This is a genomic window from Thalassotalea marina (genome assembly GCF_014656435.1).
GTDB classification, from domain to species: domain Bacteria; phylum Pseudomonadota; class Gammaproteobacteria; order Enterobacterales; family Alteromonadaceae; genus Thalassotalea_C; species Thalassotalea_C marina.
The window spans coordinates 521,480-540,627 of record NZ_BNCK01000001.1; the positions used below are offsets into that span (position 1 = coordinate 521,480).

The following is a 19,148-nucleotide window of genomic DNA, read 5'->3' on the forward strand; positions in this document are numbered from 1 at the left end:
TAATATGGGCATAGAAATAGATTTATTAAAAAACTATCCAAAAGCTAAGCGAAATACATCTGAAAGAGCAAACGTTATTACCGAAGCTGACCGTGAAATCGCAAGGGAGTATGGTGAGGCTTTTTTTGATGGTGATAGAACTCATGGTTATGGCGGCTTTCATTATGCCCCAAGATTTTGGCAGCCAGTAATACCAGATTTTATTGAACATTTTTCGTTATCAGGAAATGAAAAAATATTAGATATAGGTTGCGCTAAGGGTTTTATGCTGTATGACTTGAAACAGGCATTACCCCAGACTCATTTAGTGGGGTTAGATATTTCTGAATATGCGATTAGCAAAGCAAAAGAAGAAGTAAAACCCTATTTACAGATCGGCGATGCTAAAGCCCTCCCTTTTAAAGATAACGAATTTGATGTTGTTTTTAGCATTAATACAGTGCACAACTTAGAACGTGAAGAGTGCATTAATGCAATAAAAGAAATCGAAAGGGTTAGCAAAGGAAAAGCGTTTATCACGGTTGACGCATATCGCAACGAAGAAGAAAAAAAGAGAATGTTTCAGTGGGCATTAACGGCTAAAACTATTCTTCATGTTGATGAATGGGTCGCTTTATTCGAAGAAGCAGGATATAGCGGAGACTATTATTGGTTTATTCCATAGGAGCAGTTATGAGTAAGTCGTTTTTTGAGCCTCAGTATGATTTTTTAAATGAGACGCCTGAGATAAAACTCGGTTTAATGAGTGCTGGTACTTGGTATAAAGATCCAAAACGTTTTGCCTTTGTTCTTGCTCGTTATAAGTTTGTTGCAAAAATGCTAGCTGGAAAATCTCATGTACTTGAAGTTGGTTGTGGTGATGCATTTGCCAGTCGAATAGTACAACAAGACGTTGAGCAGTTGACGGTTTTAGATGTAGATGAAACATTTATACAAGACATTGAGCAGCGATCATGTGAACGTTGGCCATTAAAGGCTGTTTGTCACAACATTCTAGATGGGGCTCTGCCTGCAAATTATGACGCTGCATATTCATTAGATGTCTTTGAGCATATAGACCCTGAACTTGAACATGTGTATTTACAAAACCTTGGAAGCTCTTTAACCGAGAATGGCGTTGCCATTATTGGAATTCCGTCATTGGAGTCGCAAAAGTACGCATCTCCTGAGAGTATCGAAGGTCATGTTAATTGCAAGTCAGGACTAGATTTTAAGAAGGTTTGTGAAAAGCATTTTAAGCATGTTTTTCTGTTTTCTATGAATGATGAAGTTGTGCACACTGGTTTCTATCCGATGGCACACTATTTATTAGCACTTTGCATAAAGTAGCGAGATATACCTTGGATAACCAATTAAAAAATCTTAGAAAAGAGATTAGATATAAGCTAGTTGAAGTCTCACATTTTACCAAAACTCCCCATTTGGGAAGCTGTTTATCGTCTGTTGATCTGTTAATAACCTTGTATTGGCGCATATTAAATTTGTATCCAGATAATCCAAAACATGCGGAACGTGATTACTTCCTGCTTGGTAAAGGTCATGCAGCCTCAGCTCTTTATACCGTGCTTGCTTATAGAGGTTTTTTTAACATAGATAAACTGATGGAACATGGCAAAGATAACTCTGCTTTTGAAGAGCATCCGGGGGTCAACGCGCCACCGGGTGTGGAAGCGGTATCTGGGTCTCTTGGTCACGCCCTTTCTTTAGCAACAGGGATGGCTAAAGCAGCTAAAATACAAGATTTGGGCAACACATTTTATGTACTGGTCGGTGATGGCGAACTAAATGAGGGTACTATTTGGGAAGCCGCCATGTTTGCCCCCGCGCATCAATTGTCTAACCTTGTTTTGGTTATTGATTTTAACAAGTTACAAGGTACAGGTGAAAGTTGTAATATTATGCAGCTTGAACCATTAGACGAAAAGTTTAAGTCGTTTGGTTGGTTTGTTAAAAGAGTAAATGGCCACTGTCTAACAGAATTAGAAGATGCTTTTAATCAGTGTAAATTACAGCAAAATAAACCAAGTGTTGTCATAGCCGATACAATAAAAGGAGACGGGATTTCTTTTATGGAGGGAGACAACAACTGGCACTATCGAATTCCTTCACAAGAAGAACTACCAATTATTGCTGACGAATTGGGGATTTCATGAGAAATAAGTTTGCGGAAGTTTTGTTACAGCTAATGGAACAAGACGATAAAGTTGTTCTTCTATATGCCGATATTGGTAACCGTTTGTTTAACAAACACAAAGAGCTTGCTCCTGATCGGGTCATCAATGCAGGTATTGCCGAAGCAAATATGGCTTCCATGGCGGCAGGCATGGCAAAAATGGGGCTGAAACCGGTTATCTATACCATTACACCGTTTACGACTGCCCGTAATTTCGAACAAATCAAAATTGACATTGCTTATCAAAACTTACCCGTTACGATCGTTGGAACAGGGTCTGGGCTTGCTTATGCAAATCTAGGTCCGACTCACCACTCTTTCGAAGATATAGCATTAATGCGTGTGCTGCCTAATATGCAAGTGGTTTGTCCATGTGACTCAAATGAGCTTTCTGCTCTATTACCCCAAGCGATTGCTAGTGGTAAACCCTGTTACTTGAGAATAGGCAAAAAAAATGAGCCTTTGATAAATGTACAAGAACCATCGGCAACAATAGGCAAGGTTAACATTATAAAGCGCGGTCTTGATGTATGTATTTTAGCGGTAGGAACCATTATTGATTTAGCGGTTGAATTACAACATAAGCTTGAAGAGCAAGGTAAAGACGTTCAGTTAGTTAGTTTTCATACTGTAAAGCCTCTCGATAGCGAGTTTTTGCTAAGTTTAGTCAATCAGTATCGGCAGGTGATCATATTGGAGGAACATAGTAAACACTGTGGTGCCGGAAGTGCGATATTTGAATGGCAAATAGACAACAATGTCATGTTAAATATTAGTCATTTTGCCATTGATGACAAATTTATAGATCAAGTTGGCAGTACACAATCTGCCCGCATCAAAGCAAGGCTTTGCCTTGATTTTATATTGAATAAACTAAAAAATAAGGCACTAGTCGTTTGAAAAAAGCGCTAACTTCAGCTGATGCAAAGACATTAATCTTGTCAATTATCAAAGATAAACAACATTTTTTGATAATAGGGCAAGGAGCTTTGTATAGAAAAATGAAAGCTTATTTATTTGGTCGTTATCGATTGGATGTAAGCTCTATACATAATTATAGTAGTTTTGATGCGCCAGTAAATAATCAGGTTTTATACATTGTCGCTGCATCACCTACGCCAGAAGTTTGTGAGATCTTAATTAATAAAGGAGTTAAAAAGGAAAGTATCATACCTTGGCTAAGTCTGTTGGATGCATTGGAAAGTGAGCAAGACGATTGGCTTATAAAGACTTATGGTTTATTACCTCTTGAAGATAGTGAGAAACCTTATATTCATAAGCAACAAGTAACATTCGATGCTGATGTTTTTTTACATATTAAAAAAGCATTACAAAAGTGGTTGTTGGTAAACGACACCTTTGCAAAATCAAATCAATCTAATCTTGTGCAAATTGAACAGCTTTCAAGTATCTACTTGAAACTTCGACTAGATTTGTTTCAACAAACAAGTATACCTGTTAAAAAGTTATTGTTTCCGTCAGCAGGCAGATGTGGCGGAACTTCAATCACATCGGCGCTGCAATCAATCGCGTTGAATTTACACGTTAGTCACGAAGGCTATTCAACAGAAATATATAATTTATTGAAATCTAAATATCAATTTGGGTATAGCGAGCAGGTTATGTTGGCTATAACCTCCATAATATTAGATGAAAGTGATTGTTTGGGCGGAAATCCAATCTGTTTTTTATTACCCTATGTCAGCTCTCTTCAATGGTTTGAATGCGCTGTAATTAAAGTAAACCGAACTAAAAGCGATTTGATTAGCTCCATAGTAGATCGTAACTTTCATTATTCTGAAAGAGATTTTGCTCCTAATCGTTTAACAGCAGATACAGTGGGAGAGATGTCTCATAAAGATTGGGTTAACCTTACAAGAATTGAAAAAGTTGATTGGTATATAGACCAAGTTGATCGAGCGATTTATCAAAATAAAACTGACTTTGCTTTTTTTTATGATGTTGAATTTTCGGAACTAGGGTCTGTCTTATCAGAGGTTTTAAACACATTTTCATGGAGTAACCAAGAAATTAATGTCTCTCATTTAAACTCACTGCCAAAAGATAAAATCTATAGCTTTGAAGAGAGAATAAAATTATTTGCGGAGAAAAATTTTGACTCCCACGAATCCTAAACGCGTACTAATTACTGGGGCAAGTAGAGGAATCGGTCAAGCTTGTGCTTGTCTATTTGCGAAGCTTGGTTACAGCGTTGTTTTAGTAGCAAGAAATCGCAAAAAGCTTCAAGAAGTTTTAGGCGAGCTAGATGGTGCTGGCCATGAACTTATCGCTTGCGACCTTACGTCAAAATTAGGGCAAGATTTCTTAGTTAAGGAAGTTTTGCACAAGTTGCCGGACTTAATTATTCACTGTTTAGGTGGAAGAGTTTCTGTTGGTGAAGGGCAAGATCCTTGGCAAGATTCTTTGAACCTAAATTTTCTTTCGATAGTTCGAATGAATGAAAAATTTATTCCAAAGCTTGTCGAACGAAAAGTGGGAACTATTGTTCATTTGTCATCATCAGCGGCATTAAATGGTCAAGCTTTTACCCCATACGCATGTGCAAAAGCGGCTCTAAATCGTTATGTTGTAGATAGCGGTCAAGTTTTGTTGGCAGATAATATATGCTTATTTGCCATAATGCCTCCAGCTGTTGAAGGTCATGGAAACTACTGGGCTGAAATTAAGAAAAGTGATCCAAATAAATATAGCAAAATGGTCACAGGACAAAAATTAGGAAGGCCACAAACCACTGATGAAGTTTCAGAATTTATCTACTCGTTGGTAACGTCGCAGAGACGGATACTCGGTGGTTGTTTGGTATCTACTGACCCAACAATTTATTGATTAACAATTTTGTTAAAGCTTCTTCTGGTACGAGCCTTGCTTGATTTAATAACTTACGTGCTATTAGGTATATAAATGAAAAATGTAATTTTTTTTGGTGCAAGCCAATTAGGTGAAAAAGCATTTAGGGAAGCTCCTGAGGATATAAATATTGTTTGTTTTATTGACAATGATAGCGCCAAATCAGGTTCACTCTTTCAAGGGAAAGTTATACATACTCCAGACAAATTGCAGTCTCTTGAATATGATTTTATCTATATCACTAGTCAATATGTTGACGAAATATCTGAACAGCTTTCTCACTTGGGTATTTGTGAAAGCAAAATAAAAGTTTATAACGTAGACTTTTTAGATAAATATCCTCCTGAATCAGAGGTAATCAAACCGTTATCTCATATTGATTTAAACGTAATGAGTGCACTACTTGGCTCAGATTTGCCTGAAATGCCTAATTGGCATGGAATGCCAGCTGAAAAAGCGGTGCTCACATCAATTTTGAGATCTTTAAATCCCAAATGTTCGATTGAAGTAGGAACGTATTTAGGCGATTCCCTTAGAGTTATTCATCACTTTTCTGATTTGTGTTATAGCTTAGATATTGATCCTAGTTGTCAAGTTAATTTAGCTGATGAGTTGCCAAAAACAACCTTTATTGTTGGTTCGTCACAACGAACTTTACCAGAATTGTTAACTAAAATATCTAATGATATTGATCATCCTTCTCCTGAGTTTGTGTTAATCGATGGTTGCCATACTAAACTTGGCGTTGAGTCAGATATCAATGCTTTGTTAGATTTTACGCCTAAAAAGCCAATGGTAGTTTTGTTACACGACTCTGCTAACCCGGAATGTCGAGCAGGAATGCTAGCTGTTGATTGGTCAAGAAATCCACATGTTCATTTTGTCAATATTGATTTTGTTCCGGGTATTTTGCATTTTAATACAAGTTCATATCGAGAGATGTGGGGAGGGTTTGCGTTTGCTCTATTCCTGCCAGAAAAGCGCAAATCAGATTTGCAAGTCCAAACCCCGTTAGGGCAACAATTTGATGCCATGTTTAAGGGATCAAATCATCAACTCTACAGTGAAAATAAATTTGCTAATAGCTTTTTGCCATTTTCCAACGACAAGTCAATTAAGTTTAGTGCGTGTTTACCAAACTATAATGATGGGGACATTATAGAGCAGGCAGTAGTTGCTATGGTGAATCAATCATGTCCTCCAGATGAACTGCTAATTTGCGATGATGCTTCAACTGATGATAGCTGGCAAAAACTAGAAGCACTTAGGGCTAGGTTTCCAATCATTAGGCTAATTCGAAACAAAAAAAATCTAGGGGTAGTTGGCACCTTAAATCGATTGTTAGAAGAAGCTGTTGGTCAATATATCTATTTTGGTGGCGCAGACGATTATGTGTTACCGCTTTTCTTTGAAAATGTATTGCAGCTATTAGAAAAGTACCCAAAGGCTAATTTGGGAATGGCAAGTTTTTATTCGGTTGATGCGGATGGCAAAATAATATCACACAATAAGGTTGCTCGATGGCAATCACCAGGGTACTTTGACCAAGAATCTTGCTTAAAAGGCTACTTTAAAAGTGAAGACCCTCATCACTCACTCTCCTCTAGTACGATATACAAAAGATCAGCTCTACAAGCAATAGGAGGGTTTGAGGAGTCTTTAGGTCATTGGACTGATAGTTTTGCAATACGCGCTTTAGCACTTGATTCTGGAGCTGTTTATACACCTCATCCAGGCGCTATGTTTACCTGTCTTAATAACAGTTTTAGTGGAAGCCAGCACAGAGACAAAGAGAAATCTTTCCAAATCATTGATAAAGCAGCTTCGATGATGCGCTCAGATCAATATCAAGCTTTGTTTCCTCAAGAATTTGTTCAACAATGGCAAGAGAGTTTTAAGAAGCTAACTTTAGCCATGGTGGCTCAATCAAAAGCTGAGTGAATGAATGAAAGCTAAAGTTATTTTTTTTGGTGCTAGTCTTGCTGGGCTCCAAGCGTTTGAATCACTAAAAGACAAAGTCGATATTTTAGCGTTTGCCGATAATGATCTTAAAAAACAAGGTAGTAATATTAAAGGTATTCCTATCATTTCTCCCGGAGCCATTAACGACATTGAGTATGACGGAATTTTCATCTCTAGTATGTATGTGGTTGAGATATACAATCAACTAATCGGGATGGGAGTACCAAAAGATAAAGTGGTAACGGAATGGAGTGCCTCTCTCACTCCAAAGCCTAAATTTCCTTGGGATGCTGTAATTACTTTATTTGTTATTGTTTTGGCTGTTATGTTTATTGTAGGACATTTTTAGATGTGTGGCATTGCAGGTGTCGTCAATGGACCTTACAACAAGCAGAAATTAGAAGAGCAGTTGACGCAAGTAAATGCTCAGCTAATTCACCGTGGGCCTGATGATGAAGGAATGTGGTTATCTTCAGATGGGTGCACAGGGTTTGCACATCGCCGTTTGTCTATTATTGAACTAACAGAAAAAGCTCATCAACCATATCGCAAAGAAGGTAAGTCCTTTGTTTTGGTGTTTAATGGTGAAATTTATAACTTTAAAGAGTTAAAAGAAGAGTTAGAAGATTTGGGGTGTGACATTGATGCTAATTCTGATACCGAAGTACTATATGCAGCTTTGATAACATGGGGGGTCAGTGCTTTACCTAAGTTAGATGGTATGTTTGCGTTTGCCTTCTATGATGAGGTAAAGAAAGAGTTACTATTAGCAAGAGACAATTTTGGCGAAAAACCGCTTTATTACTGCTCCATTGGCAAGGGGATTGCGTTTGCCTCTGAACTGACTGCTTTAATTCGCTTAGATGGTTTCGATAACACAATAAATGAAAATTCGGTTGCGCAATATTTATTTCTACAATACGTCGATGCACCATCAACAATATTTACAAACGCTAAAAAACTAGAACCTGGCACGTTTCTAGTAGTTAAGGATGGAACCATAGTCGAAAAAAGTACTTATTATGAGTTTTCACCAGAAGAAAATTTGATTAATAGGGATATTGAAACGCTAGCTGATGAATTAGAAGAAATACTTTTAGATAGTATACGAAAACGCCTTATTGCGGATGTTCCGATTGGAGCTTTTTTGTCCGGTGGAGTTGATTCTGCACTAGTTGTAGCTTTAATTAGGAAAAAACTAAAGTTACCTTTAAAAACTTTTTCAATAGGATTTAGCGATACGGATGCTACTGAACATCAATTTGCACGCGAAATAGCTGAATTTTTGGGGTGCGAACATCATGAAAAGATTCTTTCGCCAAAAGAATTAGAAATTGCTACTGACATCATGAATGCGTTGGATGAGCCTAACGCAGATACTTCTTGCTTACCTTATTATTTATTGAGTCAGTTTGCTTCTAAACATATCAAAGTTGCTATTACTGGAGATGGGGCGGATGAGCTATTTGCTGGTTATTCTCGATTTTCAGAAACAGTTGCACTAAATAAGTCTGGTATTCCAGTCAAAATAGGTCAGTCCTATTACGATAGCCATTTATGTGTTTGGCCCGAAGACGATATTACCTCTTCAATTAAAGGTAGAGTTTTTCAATTTCAAAGAGTAAAAGATGAGTTATATGCTGAAGTGGATAAACCAGAGGGAACTATCCTAAATAAGCTAAGATGTACTGATTTAAAACACTATTTACCAGGCTCAGTATTGTCGAAAGTAGATAGAATGAGTATGCAATTCGGTTTAGAAGTTAGGACGCCTTTTCTAAATAAAGCCATTGCTGGATTTGCACAAAAGCTTTCTGAGCAAGAACTGCTTGAAACTACCAGTGGTAAAAGAGTATTGAAAGTTCTTGCTAAACGTTATTTGCCAGCAGAATGGATTGATAGAAAAAAAATGGGCTTTAGCGTACCTTACGACAAAGCATGGGAAAACAAACTTAGAGAAAACATCAAATCTTTTTCCTCTCAATCACAAATTTCATATGACACTTGGTTTGTTAAAGGTTCAATAAATAAGCTCGTTGATAAGCAAAACTTATTTCAATTGTGGAGTGCTTTTGTTTTATTGAATTACTTAAAAAGGTATGGAAAGGGCTATAAACAGATACCTATAGAATATAGTGATTGGCTTGCGGCTAATGGAATTGAAGTAAGTGAAAAAAAGAGTGAAAAGTTAGCAGAGTCACTTCCTTTGATTTATGATTCTGAACTGAAGTGCCTAGTCCCTTTCAATAAACAAGAGGCTTTCGATGATTTGAAGCAGCATGTTTTTTCAAGGCAAATCTCAAAAAGGCAGAAAGGTGGTACATTAACCTTAGCGCCAACACCTTTATTCAACAGGCATACCCCAAAACGTACTTGGCAATTATTTAAAGAAATAATCTTTTATGCAAAAGACATAGTTAACAATCAATTGCATTTTTCTATGATTGAAAAACTGATCAATGCAGATAACGGACTTATAGATTCTGATACGCCTATAAAGCATGTTGTTTTTTTAATGCACGATCTAGCATCTGCTGGCGCAGAAAGGCAGTTATGTTTGAATGCAATTGCTGCAAAAAATATAGGGTGTGAAGTATCTGTCGTCATTTTAAGGCGTTTAGTTGATAAAAATATTCACTATGTTAGTTTGCTAAAAGAACATGATATCGCAGTTTCAACATGCTTTTATCCCAACCTTAATTTAGATGAGTGCAAGATAAACCGTGCTTTGAATCGAAATTCTATCGATATATTGGTAGGTTTACCGCTACCTATTCAGCGCCAAGTTTGGAACCTGATCACCATGCTATCTAGGATGAATGCTGATGCTCTTCATTGTTTTGTAGATGAATCTTGTATCGTTGGTGGGTTAGCAGCGCTTTTATTTGATATTAGAAAAGTGGTTTTTTCATTTCGAAACAAAAACCCTACCCATTTTTCCTACTCTCAACCTTGGTTAAAACCGTATTATAATAAGTTAATTAAATCTAAACGCATCATACTAACTGGGAACTCTATTGCTGGTAATAATGATTATGCCGATTGGCTAAAAGTACCTAAAAGCAAAATTTTATTGATTCGCAATGCTATTAATAAACGCGACTATTCATTTATTACAGATATTGAGCGCATTGAAGCTCGGCAAGCATTAAGTTTGAGTATAGATGTCAAATGTATTTCAGGAATTTTTCAACTGGAAAAATACAAAAGACCACATACCTTTTTGAAGGTTATATCCCAGATAAAGCAAAGGTTTGGTGGCAACTTTAAGGTGCTTGTTGCAGGTGATGGACAACTACAACTTTCTTTTTTAACCACGATAAAAAAGTTAGCTCTTGAAGAACAAGTTATTTACCTTGGAAGAGTAAAAAATGTGAGACGAATTCTCGCGGCGTCTGACTTTATGTTATTGACGTCTGGATTTGGTGAAGGAACCCCAAATGTACTAATAGAAGCCCAAGCGTCAGGTATTCCTGTGGTGTCAACCGAGGCAGGTGGAGGAGCTAGAGAAGCGGTATCAGATGAAAAAAGTGGGTTTATATTAAAAGACGACGATATAGATGGTGTAGTTGAAAAAGTATTATTACTTCTGCGGGATGAAAGCAAGTTAAACAGAATGAAAAAAGAAGCCCTTAATTTTATTGCTGAGAATTACTCTACAGCAGTTTTGGAACAACAGCTTTCTCAACTTTATCTTCGAGACGTGACTAAGGTGCAAAAACATGACTAAAATCGTAGGAATTGACTTTGACAATACGATTGCAAACTACTCTTCTTCGTTTTATCAAATAGGACGAGAACTTGACTGGATCCCTAAAAACATAGAACCAACAAAAAATGCCGTAAAGCATTTTTTGCAAGATCATGTCAACCCTGAAAAATGGACAGAACTACAAGGTATTGTTTACGGCAAACATATCGCTTTAGCGCACCCTTACGATGGCGTCAAACAGGCGATTACTTTGCTATTAGAAAAGGGTGTCACACTTTATATAGTTTCTCATAAGACGCTTTATCCTGTAATAGGTGAAAAAGTTTCGCTACACGATGCGGCATTAAATTGGTTGATAAATCGTGAGATTGTTGGAGAGGGGAGTAAACAAATCGCAAAGGACAAAGTGTTTTTTAATTTGACTCAGCAAGAAAAAGTAGAGCGAATCTCACAACTAGGTTGTGACTATTTTATTGACGATTTACCTGCGATTTTTCAGCGTTCTGATTTCCCTTCAGCAACAAAGAAAATATTGTTTGATCCTTTATCACAAAGTAAAAACGAGCTCTTTTTCGATGATAGATTAACGGCTTGGTCCGAAATTGAACAGGTGGTTAATGCTTCGAGTTGATCCCACTTTTTTGCACAAAATGTTTGGTGAGCATAAGCTAACTCGACATAACAGTGGTGCAAACAGCCAAGGGTTTAAGTTAGAAACTAAGGAATCAATTTATTTTCTTAAACAATACCCTAATGATAGTCGCCAAATTATCCGAATGGAAAGAGAGCGTCAGTTTATCGAACATTGCTGTGCACTGAACATAAAGTATGTGCCAAATATTCACTTTGTATTCGAGCAGTATGGCTGCATATTGTTTGACTGGATAGAACATGAACAAAGAATAATAGAACAAAATGACTTTGTAGAAAGTGCTGTCGCATTCGTTAAAAACATTAATCAAAGTGATAATAATCGATTGCAGTATGCTTCTGAGCATGCTTATACAATCATGGAGTTTGAGAAAATTGTTAACGTCAGACTAGATGCATTAAAGCCCCTAACTAAAAATTTCCGAATTGCTCAACAACTTATTTTCGATATAGAGTTTACTTATACTAAACTTTGCAAGCAAAAAAGTGTGCTAGAAGAATTAACTTACTTAGATTTTGTTTCACCATCGGATTTCGGTTTACACAATGCCTTACTGTCCAATGGGCAGATTGTGTTTATCGACTTTGAGTATGCGGGTAAAGATAGTGCTTGGAAACTGGTTAGTGACTTTTTTTCACAGCCGGAAAACCTCATTGAAGCCAAATATATTTCCCATTTTGTAGCCTTGCTTGGAAGAAATACTTTTAGACTTAATCAAAGGGCATTCGAACATGTATACCGTTTAACTTTATTAAAGTGGGCCTTGCTGATATTGAAGCACTCGTTTGTCGTGCAAGGTGAGACGATCGTTATAGACGAAGTTAAATTTTTTAAAGCAAAAGATTATTTTGATGCCATTCCTGGCCGATATGAGCAAGTTGGGAAAGCATTGGAGAAGGAATTAGCGCGATGAAAGCTGCTGTTTTATTTGAGTTAAATAAACCGTTGAGAATAATTGATATCCCTAACTTACCCAACTTAAAAACTGGTCAGGTAAAAGTTGAAATGATTTATTCTGGTTTATGCCACTCTCAAGTGATGGAAGCGACAGGCGGTAGAGGGGAAGATAAATATTTACCGCATATGTTGGGCCATGAAGGTGTGGGTATTGTCAGAGAAGTGGGGGAAGGTGTAACTAAAGTTACGTCTGGCGATGTTGTTATTTTAGGTTGGATTAGAGGCGAAGGTAAAGAAGCGCCAGGTGGACTATACGATTACCAAGGTCAAACCATTAACTCTGGTGGCGTAACAACATTTTCCGAATTCACCATTGCTGCGGAAAACAGGTTAGTAAAAGTGCCTAAAAATTTACCGTTAGATATTGCGGTATTAATGGGATGTGCTTTACCCACTGGAGCGGGTATAGTGCTTAATGAGTTAAACCCTGAACAAGATAAAACTTTTGCCGTTTTTGGTTTGGGAGGCATAGGTTTAAGTGCGCTTATTGCATTACAGCTATATAAACCCAAAAAAATTATTGCACTAGATATTGAAAATGAAAAACTAGCGTTGGCAAAAGAGCTTGGTGCAACTGACATTGTTAATTTGAAAGAGCAAAACCCAGTTGATGCAATTAATGCTTTGGTAGAAGGAGGGGTAGACTACTCCATTGAAGCTAGCGGTAAAACAGATGTTATCGAGCAAGCATTTTTGTCTGTTCGTGATAGAGGTGGCCTGTGCGTTTTCGCCTCTCATCCTCCTGAGGGCGAATTAATTAAGATAGATCCTCTTACTATGCATCGAGGTAAAAACATTCGTGGTAGCTGGGGGGGAGGTTCTTTACCCGACAGAGATATCCCAAAGCTGTCTGACCTGTACTTTAAACACCGTTTACCATTAGAAAAGATTTTATCTGCTCGGTATCCTTTAGTTGAAATTAATCAAGCATTGGGGGATTTAGCAGAGCGTAAAATAAATAGAGCATTGATTGATATAAATCCATCGTTAGTTAAAGAAGTGTCAGCTGAATGAACGAATATCACCTCTATCTTGAAAAATTGAACGGAAATGATCGCATTGTATTGGTACATGGTGAATTTGATGTCTTACATCCAGGTCACATTCGCTTACTAAAATTCGCCAAAGAATGTGGTGATGTATTGATTGTAGGTGTTAATGATCATAAAGATTACAAAGGCGAACATAGGTTGAGTGCAAAACATCGCTTAGAAGTTGTTCAGTCTATTGATTGTGTTGATCACGCTTTTATTAATCAAGAGTCTATATTAGAAAATATTCGTCAAATTAAACCGTGGGCAGTGGTCAAAGGGCATGAGTTCGCTGATGCAAACAATATTGAATTAGAAGCGTTAAATGCATATGGTGGTAAACTAATTTTTGGCTCTGGTGAGCTTTTATCAACAAAGTCATCACTGTTCTCTTCTGTAGATCAAAAGTATTCGCATTTTGATTTTTCTGAATTGCCTCAGTATGCGCAGCGGCATGCTTTTGATCTCGATAGTGTGAATCAGTTGCTTGATAAATGCCAACAGATCAACGTTGTCGTTATAGGTGAAGTCATCGTTGACGAATATGTCAACGGCACTGCGGTAGGTATGTCTCAAGAAGATCCTACTATTGTTATGACACCAACAGAAAGTAAAAAGTACTTGGGCGGCGCTGCGATCACAGCAAGTCATATTAAAGCACTTGGTGCAAATAATGTTGAGTTTATTTCGGTTGTTGGTGAAGATGATGTTGCTGATTTTATAAAAACTAAATGTGATGAATATCAAGTTAATGCGACACTTTTTAGAGATTACAGCCGCCCATCACCGCTTAAAACCCGATATCGAGTTGGCAATAAAACCTTATTGCGTGTCAATCAACTACGTCAACATAAAATCTCTGCCGATATTCAAGATTCAATTCTAAAAAAACTCACGAAAATAATCTCCAAAGCTGATTTATTTGTCTTCTCTGATTTTAACTATGGGATGTTACCACAAGCACTCGTCGATAAGATCTGCATACTATGTGATACACACAAAGTTTCAATGGTCGCGGATAGTCAGTCATCCTCTCAGCTAGGTGATATTTCTCGCTTTCACAACATGTTGTTAGTTACGCCTACAGAGCGAGAAGTTAGGTTGGCACTTAATAACTACGATGATGGCTTAGTGATTTTAGCGGACAAACTGCATCGTAAATCTCGTGCTGCAAATATTGCGATTACATTAGGAGAGGAAGGGGTTTTTATTCATAAACCTTTTACTGAGAAGCTTAGCTGGGAAAACGACCAACTACCTGCTCTTAATACTAACGCACTTGATCCTGCTGGAGGAGGAGACTGTTTCCTCGCCGCCGCGTCATTAATGTTAGTTGCTGGGGCTGAACCGTGGGTAGCATTTTATGTGGCAAGCGTAGCGTCGGCATGCCAGGTAGGAAGAATAGGAAATCGCCCACTAGCACAACAAAAACTCATTGAAGTCCTTTCTTTGACTTTTAGGGAGTCTGTGTGAGAGCAATATTACTTGCCGCAGGTTTAGGTACACGCCTCAAGCCCATTACTAATGATATTCCTAAATGTCTCGTACCAATAGCTGGTAAACCCTTGCTTGAGTACTGGTTGGAGTCATTAGTTGGTATTGGCGTGGACGAAATCCTAATAAATACCCATTATTTAGCTGATAAAGTTGAACAATATATACTTTCGTCTAACTACAGGGCGAATATTAGGATTAGTTATGAACCCGTATTATTAGGTACATTAAATACTTTAAGAGAAAGTAGTTCATTTATTAAAAATAACGATTTTATTATTGTTCATGCGGATAATTTGTGTCTCTGTAATTGGCAGTCATTTATCTCCTCATTTAAGCAGCGTCCTGAAGATTGTTTAGGCACTATGATGTTATTTGAGACTGACTCGCCCCAATCTTGTGGAATTGTTGAATTGGACGAACGAGGTGTTTTACAGGCATTCCACGAAAAAGTCCAATCGCCGCCTTCGAATTTAGCGAATGCAGCAATCTACATATTTGAAAGTAAGGTGCTCAGCTTAATAACAGAGTTGCAAGAAGGTACATGTGACATTAGTTTAGATTTGATACCACATTTAATAGGGCGGTTAAATACATGGAGAAATGATGGTTATTTAAGGGACATTGGTACGGTTGAAAGCTTAATTAAAGCGAATAGTTATATAGAAAAAATAGATAACAAGAGAGTTTAAATGGGCATTTCTATACAAACAGCAAACTTACTCATCAGAGAAGCAACGCGAAAACCATTTTCAGGCTCTGTACTCCAGCTCGGTCGACAAGATATTTATTTTGATGAATGCAAATTGCGTGAAAACGTCCATAAAGCAAATCAGCTAGGTGCAAGTTTGACTGTTGTTGATATGAATGCTGAAGTTAATGATACAGCCTTTTTTAAAACTCTGGGTTTTGATGAAGTTAGAAGTCTAGACTTTTGTGATTATGAACGTGCGGATATTATATTTGATTTAAATCACCCCGTTCCTAAAGAGCTTCACAATCAGTTCGACGCGATATTTGACGGTGGAACCATGGAACATTGCTTTCATATTCCTCAGGTTTTAGAAAATATTTTTAACATGTTAAAAGTGGGAGGGAGAGTGATACATGGCGCCCCTTCAAATAACCATGTAGACCATGGTTTTTACATGTTTTCACCAACGTTGTTTTGTGATTACTATTTGGCAAATAAATGGCACTTATCTACCTGTCAGATATTTACTTATGCTAAAGATCATATTAACACTGCATGGAGGGTTTATGATTATTCGCCAGGTTTTCTCGATCATTTGTCGTTTGGTGGGTTTGAAGAAGGAGAAATGCTCGGAATATGGTGTATTGCTGAGAAAAATCACGATACTGTATCAGACGTCATACCGCAGCAATCTTTCTATAAAAAGGCTTGGAACAATAAAAGTAAGCACTCAAAGGTCTATCCTGACTATGTAACATTTAAGCTAACAAATGGGATTATTTTTGGTACAGGTCAACTTGGTATCGAAGCGTTCAACACCTTAGGAAAAAACGATAAGATTAATTATTTTGTTGATAACAATATCGAAAAGCAAGGCACTAAAGTTAATGGTTGTTTGGTGATATCACCAGAAACGTTGATTAGCACAGATTTTGATTATATTGTTATTGCAAGTCAGGCCTATGAAGCAATATTTGAGCAATTAAAATCATTGAAGATAAGTAATAATAAAATTGCTCAATATGGTTTTTATGGAAGCTTGAGTAAAGAAATTAGGGGTTATGACAAACTTCCAGAGCCATTATTTGTTTTGCAAAGCTAGCATTTTATGTTGTGAAGGAGCTAATTCTATGGTGTGGGCTCCTTTTATTCTCTATGTGTGAACAATTATACTTTTGCCCTTCATGTTATAGATACCCAGATCGGTATAATTTAATCTGTTTTTAGCAGTAAAATCATTCCAAGCTTTTTGAGCTCCGAAGTTAGGGTTACCGCGGTTACATAACCAATCATCGAATAGCAATACACACCCGTCAGATAAACAGCTTTTTTTGTGAAGATATTCCAATACAGATGTAATCGATGAATATAGGTCACAATCTATGTGTACAAGGCAAAATTTCTGATTGTCTTTAATGGATGCTAAAGATTCATCAAAAAAGCCGTTAACTGTATGGATCTTTGACTTATCTAGCCATTGATTGCAATGATCAACCAATTGACGTTCATTGAGCCCTAAGCAAGTTCCCTTCTCCCAAACTCCTGCTTTAACATGTGGTGACGTTAGGTCTTCTTCACTTGTTGCTATTGGTAAGCCCTCAAAACTATCAAACAAATATAGGTTTTTATTATCGACTCCATGCTTTTGCATGGCTTCTTTGAAAAATTCTCCATAGAAAGACAAGGCCTCAGATAAGTAACCTGCAGTTCGCCCAATTCCCGTTCCAAATTCTACGATATCGCCTTCGACAGCAGAGCCTAAAGCATAGCGTACAGTAGATGTTAGGTGTTGTTTGATATCTTCCCAATAACAATTTTCAACTGTCATACATAATACTCATTTTCAAATTTGTAAGACTCTAAGCTCAAAACGTGCCAACTTCAAAAAATAACTATGTTAATTACGAGTCAACGAATTTTGGTAGATGATTAAAAAATTTAATATGATTAAAACTAAATAAACGGACAGGAAATTTAACAATTTATTTGGATTTCCTGTCAATTAAATGACGAATATATTAAAAGCCGTCAAAATTTTGTTGAATAAACTGGATCAGCGGTTACAATCTTTTATGTAACCGTTAATAACAGGATTATCAAAGAATTATGCATGGTCAGAAACATATTCTTGTCGTAGATAATAATATTGCTCGTATTCAACAACTCGAAACAGTGTTGTCTTTTATTGGAGAACACTTTCAAGTATGTGGGCACGATGAAATTTCCCAGCGTTTTTCTCAGCAAGCGAATATTCTGACCGTCATCGTTTGTGGTGATGTATCCAAAGCTGTTTTAGATCTTGTTAGCAATAATCCTGCCTGTCCATTTTTGCTACATGATGTACTTGACCCAGCAGCACTTATTGAACATGTTAATGTTATTGGAGAGTTGTCTGCGCCGCTAAACTACGCTCAGTTAACTGAAATGGTGCATCACTGCCACCAATACCACAATAAAATACCTAAGCAATCACGAGGTGCTGGCAATAGCGCTTTGTTCCGTTCTTTGGTTGGCATTAGTGAACCGATGCAACATGTCAGGTTTTTAATTGAACAAGTGGCATCTACTCATGCAAATGTACTCATTCTAGGTGAGTCGGGAACAGGTAAAGAAGTTGTTGCGCGTAATATCCATAATTTGTCGGATAGAAGTAGTGCGCCATTTGTACCAGTTAACTGTGGTGCTATTCCGCCAGACTTGCTTGAGAGTGAATTATTTGGTCATGAAAAAGGGGCCTTCACTGGTGCTATTTCAACGCGTAAAGGTCGCTTTGAGTTGGCTGATGGCGGTACGTTGTTCTTAGATGAAATTGGTGATATGCCGCACCCTATGCAGGTTAAACTCTTGAGGGTATTGCAAGAGCGTACCTTTGAACGTGTTGGTGGTGCAAAAAGCATAAAAGCTAACGTGAGAGTTATTGCGGCGACTCACCAAAATTTAGAAGAGATGATCAAAACCAACGATTTTCGTGAAGACCTTTATTATCGTTTAAACGTTTTTCCAATTGAAACACCAGCGTTAAGAGACAGAAAGGAAGATATCCCTTTACTATTAAAAGAGTTAATGTCGCGTTTTGAACATGACCAAGGTCACACGGTACGTTTTACTGAACGAGCAATCACATCTTTACAAGAGCATTCATGGTCAGGCAATGTTCGAGAATTATCAAACCTGATTGAACGTATGATCATCATGTATGGTGATCAAGTCGTTGACGTCAGTGAACTTCCGTCGAAGTATCGTCATATTGACGTTGAAGAATATATGCCGGAATATCCTGAGTCGTTGCAAGAGCGCGAGGCGATCAACGAGTTGTTTTCTGGATTTGATTATGGTGATGAAGAAGAGCTTGATGATTTCTCTGCTGGCTTTGAAGAAACGCAGGCTAGTGGTGACAATGGTGTTCTTCCTGATGATGGGTTAAATCTTAAAGAGTATTTAGCCGATTTAGAGGTCTCCTTGATCACTCAGTCACTTGATAAGAACGACTGGGTTGTTGCTCGCGCTGCAGAATTACTCGGTATGAGACGTACCACGCTAGTGGAAAAAATGCGTAAATATAACCTGCAAAAACAAGAAGACTAAACACTGTTGTTTTAATAGAC

The 19,148-nt window shown here is 37.4% G+C and carries 17 protein-coding genes; 16 read left to right on the forward strand and 1 reads right to left on the reverse strand.

Annotated features, from left to right (window positions below; genetic code table 11):
* Positions 1–4: 4 nt before the first annotated feature.
* From IE199_RS02340 to IE199_RS02410, 15 genes are all read left to right on the forward strand, one after another.
* Entirely contained in the window at positions 5–664 is a 660-nt protein-coding gene (locus IE199_RS02340) for a class I SAM-dependent methyltransferase (protein WP_189767097.1), read from the forward strand.
* Between the two features lie 8 nt (positions 665–672).
* Positions 673–1,329 carry a class I SAM-dependent methyltransferase gene (locus IE199_RS02345; RefSeq protein WP_189767098.1) on the forward strand — a complete coding sequence of 219 codons (657 nt, stop codon included), beginning with the start codon at positions 673–675 and terminating at the stop codon, positions 1,327–1,329.
* 11 nt (positions 1,330–1,340) lie between these two features.
* Positions 1,341–2,153 (forward strand): transketolase, encoded by an 813-nt coding sequence (locus tag IE199_RS02350; protein ID WP_229854490.1) that lies wholly within the window; start codon positions 1,341–1,343, stop codon positions 2,151–2,153.
* Complete coding sequence (locus tag IE199_RS02355; RefSeq protein ID WP_189767099.1) at positions 2,150–3,073, forward strand: transketolase family protein; 924 nt, start codon at positions 2,150–2,152, stop codon at positions 3,071–3,073. Before IE199_RS02350 ends, IE199_RS02355 begins: the two co-directional genes overlap by 4 nt.
* Positions 3,070–4,308 carry a hypothetical protein gene (locus tag IE199_RS02360; protein ID WP_189767100.1) on the forward strand — a complete coding sequence of 413 codons (1,239 nt, stop codon included), beginning with the start codon at positions 3,070–3,072 and terminating at the stop codon, positions 4,306–4,308. Before IE199_RS02355 ends, IE199_RS02360 begins: the two co-directional genes overlap by 4 nt.
* Entirely contained in the window at positions 4,289–5,020 is a 732-nt protein-coding gene (locus tag IE199_RS02365; RefSeq protein ID WP_189767101.1) for an SDR family NAD(P)-dependent oxidoreductase, read from the forward strand. The genes IE199_RS02360 and IE199_RS02365 overlap by 20 nt, the downstream gene beginning before the upstream one ends.
* A 75-nt stretch (positions 5,021–5,095) precedes the next feature.
* Entirely contained in the window at positions 5,096–6,982 is a 1,887-nt protein-coding gene (locus IE199_RS02370) for a glycosyltransferase (RefSeq protein ID WP_189767102.1), read from the forward strand.
* Between the two features lie 4 nt (positions 6,983–6,986).
* Positions 6,987–7,352: a nucleoside-diphosphate sugar epimerase/dehydratase gene (locus IE199_RS02375; protein ID WP_189767103.1), complete on the forward strand. Its 366-nt coding sequence runs from the start codon at positions 6,987–6,989 to the stop codon at positions 7,350–7,352.
* Positions 7,353–10,733 carry an asparagine synthase (glutamine-hydrolyzing) gene (gene asnB, locus IE199_RS02380; protein WP_189767104.1) on the forward strand — a complete coding sequence of 1,127 codons (3,381 nt, stop codon included), beginning with the start codon at positions 7,353–7,355 and terminating at the stop codon, positions 10,731–10,733.
* Positions 10,726–11,346: an HAD family hydrolase gene (locus IE199_RS02385; protein WP_189767105.1), complete on the forward strand. Its 621-nt coding sequence runs from the start codon at positions 10,726–10,728 to the stop codon at positions 11,344–11,346. The genes asnB and IE199_RS02385 overlap by 8 nt, the downstream gene beginning before the upstream one ends.
* Positions 11,333–12,280 (forward strand): phosphotransferase, encoded by a 948-nt coding sequence (locus tag IE199_RS02390; RefSeq protein WP_189767106.1) that lies wholly within the window; start codon positions 11,333–11,335, stop codon positions 12,278–12,280. Before IE199_RS02385 ends, IE199_RS02390 begins: the two co-directional genes overlap by 14 nt.
* Positions 12,277–13,338: a zinc-binding dehydrogenase gene (locus IE199_RS02395; RefSeq protein WP_189767107.1), complete on the forward strand. Its 1,062-nt coding sequence runs from the start codon at positions 12,277–12,279 to the stop codon at positions 13,336–13,338. The genes IE199_RS02390 and IE199_RS02395 overlap by 4 nt, the downstream gene beginning before the upstream one ends.
* Positions 13,335–14,828 carry a PfkB family carbohydrate kinase gene (locus tag IE199_RS02400; RefSeq protein ID WP_189767108.1) on the forward strand — a complete coding sequence of 498 codons (1,494 nt, stop codon included), beginning with the start codon at positions 13,335–13,337 and terminating at the stop codon, positions 14,826–14,828. Before IE199_RS02395 ends, IE199_RS02400 begins: the two co-directional genes overlap by 4 nt.
* Complete coding sequence (locus IE199_RS02405) at positions 14,825–15,541, forward strand: nucleotidyltransferase family protein (RefSeq protein ID WP_189767109.1); 717 nt, start codon at positions 14,825–14,827, stop codon at positions 15,539–15,541. Before IE199_RS02400 ends, IE199_RS02405 begins: the two co-directional genes overlap by 4 nt.
* Entirely contained in the window at positions 15,542–16,645 is a 1,104-nt protein-coding gene (locus tag IE199_RS02410; RefSeq protein ID WP_189767110.1) for a class I SAM-dependent methyltransferase, read from the forward strand.
* A gap of 51 nt (positions 16,646–16,696) precedes the next feature.
* Here IE199_RS02410 and IE199_RS02415 read toward each other — a convergent pair whose 3' ends face one another.
* A complete protein-coding gene (locus IE199_RS02415; protein ID WP_189767111.1) occupies positions 16,697–17,371 on the reverse strand; it encodes a TylF/MycF/NovP-related O-methyltransferase in 675 nt (224 codons plus the stop codon).
* A gap of 278 nt (positions 17,372–17,649) precedes the next feature.
* Between IE199_RS02415 and IE199_RS02420 the strand changes: the two genes are divergently transcribed.
* Entirely contained in the window at positions 17,650–19,128 is a 1,479-nt protein-coding gene (locus tag IE199_RS02420; protein ID WP_189767112.1) for a sigma-54 dependent transcriptional regulator, read from the forward strand.
* The last annotated feature ends 20 nt before the right edge of the window (positions 19,129–19,148 follow it).

Coding starts and splice junctions, on each gene's coding strand:
- IE199_RS02340 (WP_189767097.1), top strand. CDS start 5: ATGGGCATAGAAATAGATTTATTAAAAAACTATCCAAAAGCTAAGCGA.
- IE199_RS02345 (WP_189767098.1), top strand. CDS start 673: ATGAGTAAGTCGTTTTTTGAGCCTCAGTATGATTTTTTAAATGAGACG.
- IE199_RS02355 (WP_189767099.1), top strand. CDS start 2,150: ATGAGAAATAAGTTTGCGGAAGTTTTGTTACAGCTAATGGAACAAGAC.
- IE199_RS02370 (WP_189767102.1), top strand. CDS start 5,096: ATGAAAAATGTAATTTTTTTTGGTGCAAGCCAATTAGGTGAAAAAGCA.
- IE199_RS02375 (WP_189767103.1), top strand. CDS start 6,987: ATGAAAGCTAAAGTTATTTTTTTTGGTGCTAGTCTTGCTGGGCTCCAA.
- asnB (WP_189767104.1), top strand. CDS start 7,353: ATGTGTGGCATTGCAGGTGTCGTCAATGGACCTTACAACAAGCAGAAA.
- IE199_RS02385 (WP_189767105.1), top strand. CDS start 10,726: ATGACTAAAATCGTAGGAATTGACTTTGACAATACGATTGCAAACTAC.
- IE199_RS02390 (WP_189767106.1), top strand. CDS start 11,333: ATGCTTCGAGTTGATCCCACTTTTTTGCACAAAATGTTTGGTGAGCAT.
- IE199_RS02395 (WP_189767107.1), top strand. CDS start 12,277: ATGAAAGCTGCTGTTTTATTTGAGTTAAATAAACCGTTGAGAATAATT.
- IE199_RS02400 (WP_189767108.1), top strand. CDS start 13,335: ATGAACGAATATCACCTCTATCTTGAAAAATTGAACGGAAATGATCGC.
- IE199_RS02410 (WP_189767110.1), top strand. CDS start 15,542: ATGGGCATTTCTATACAAACAGCAAACTTACTCATCAGAGAAGCAACG.
- IE199_RS02415 (WP_189767111.1), bottom strand. CDS start 17,371: ATGACAGTTGAAAATTGTTATTGGGAAGATATCAAACAACACCTAACA.
- IE199_RS02420 (WP_189767112.1), top strand. CDS start 17,650: ATGCATGGTCAGAAACATATTCTTGTCGTAGATAATAATATTGCTCGT.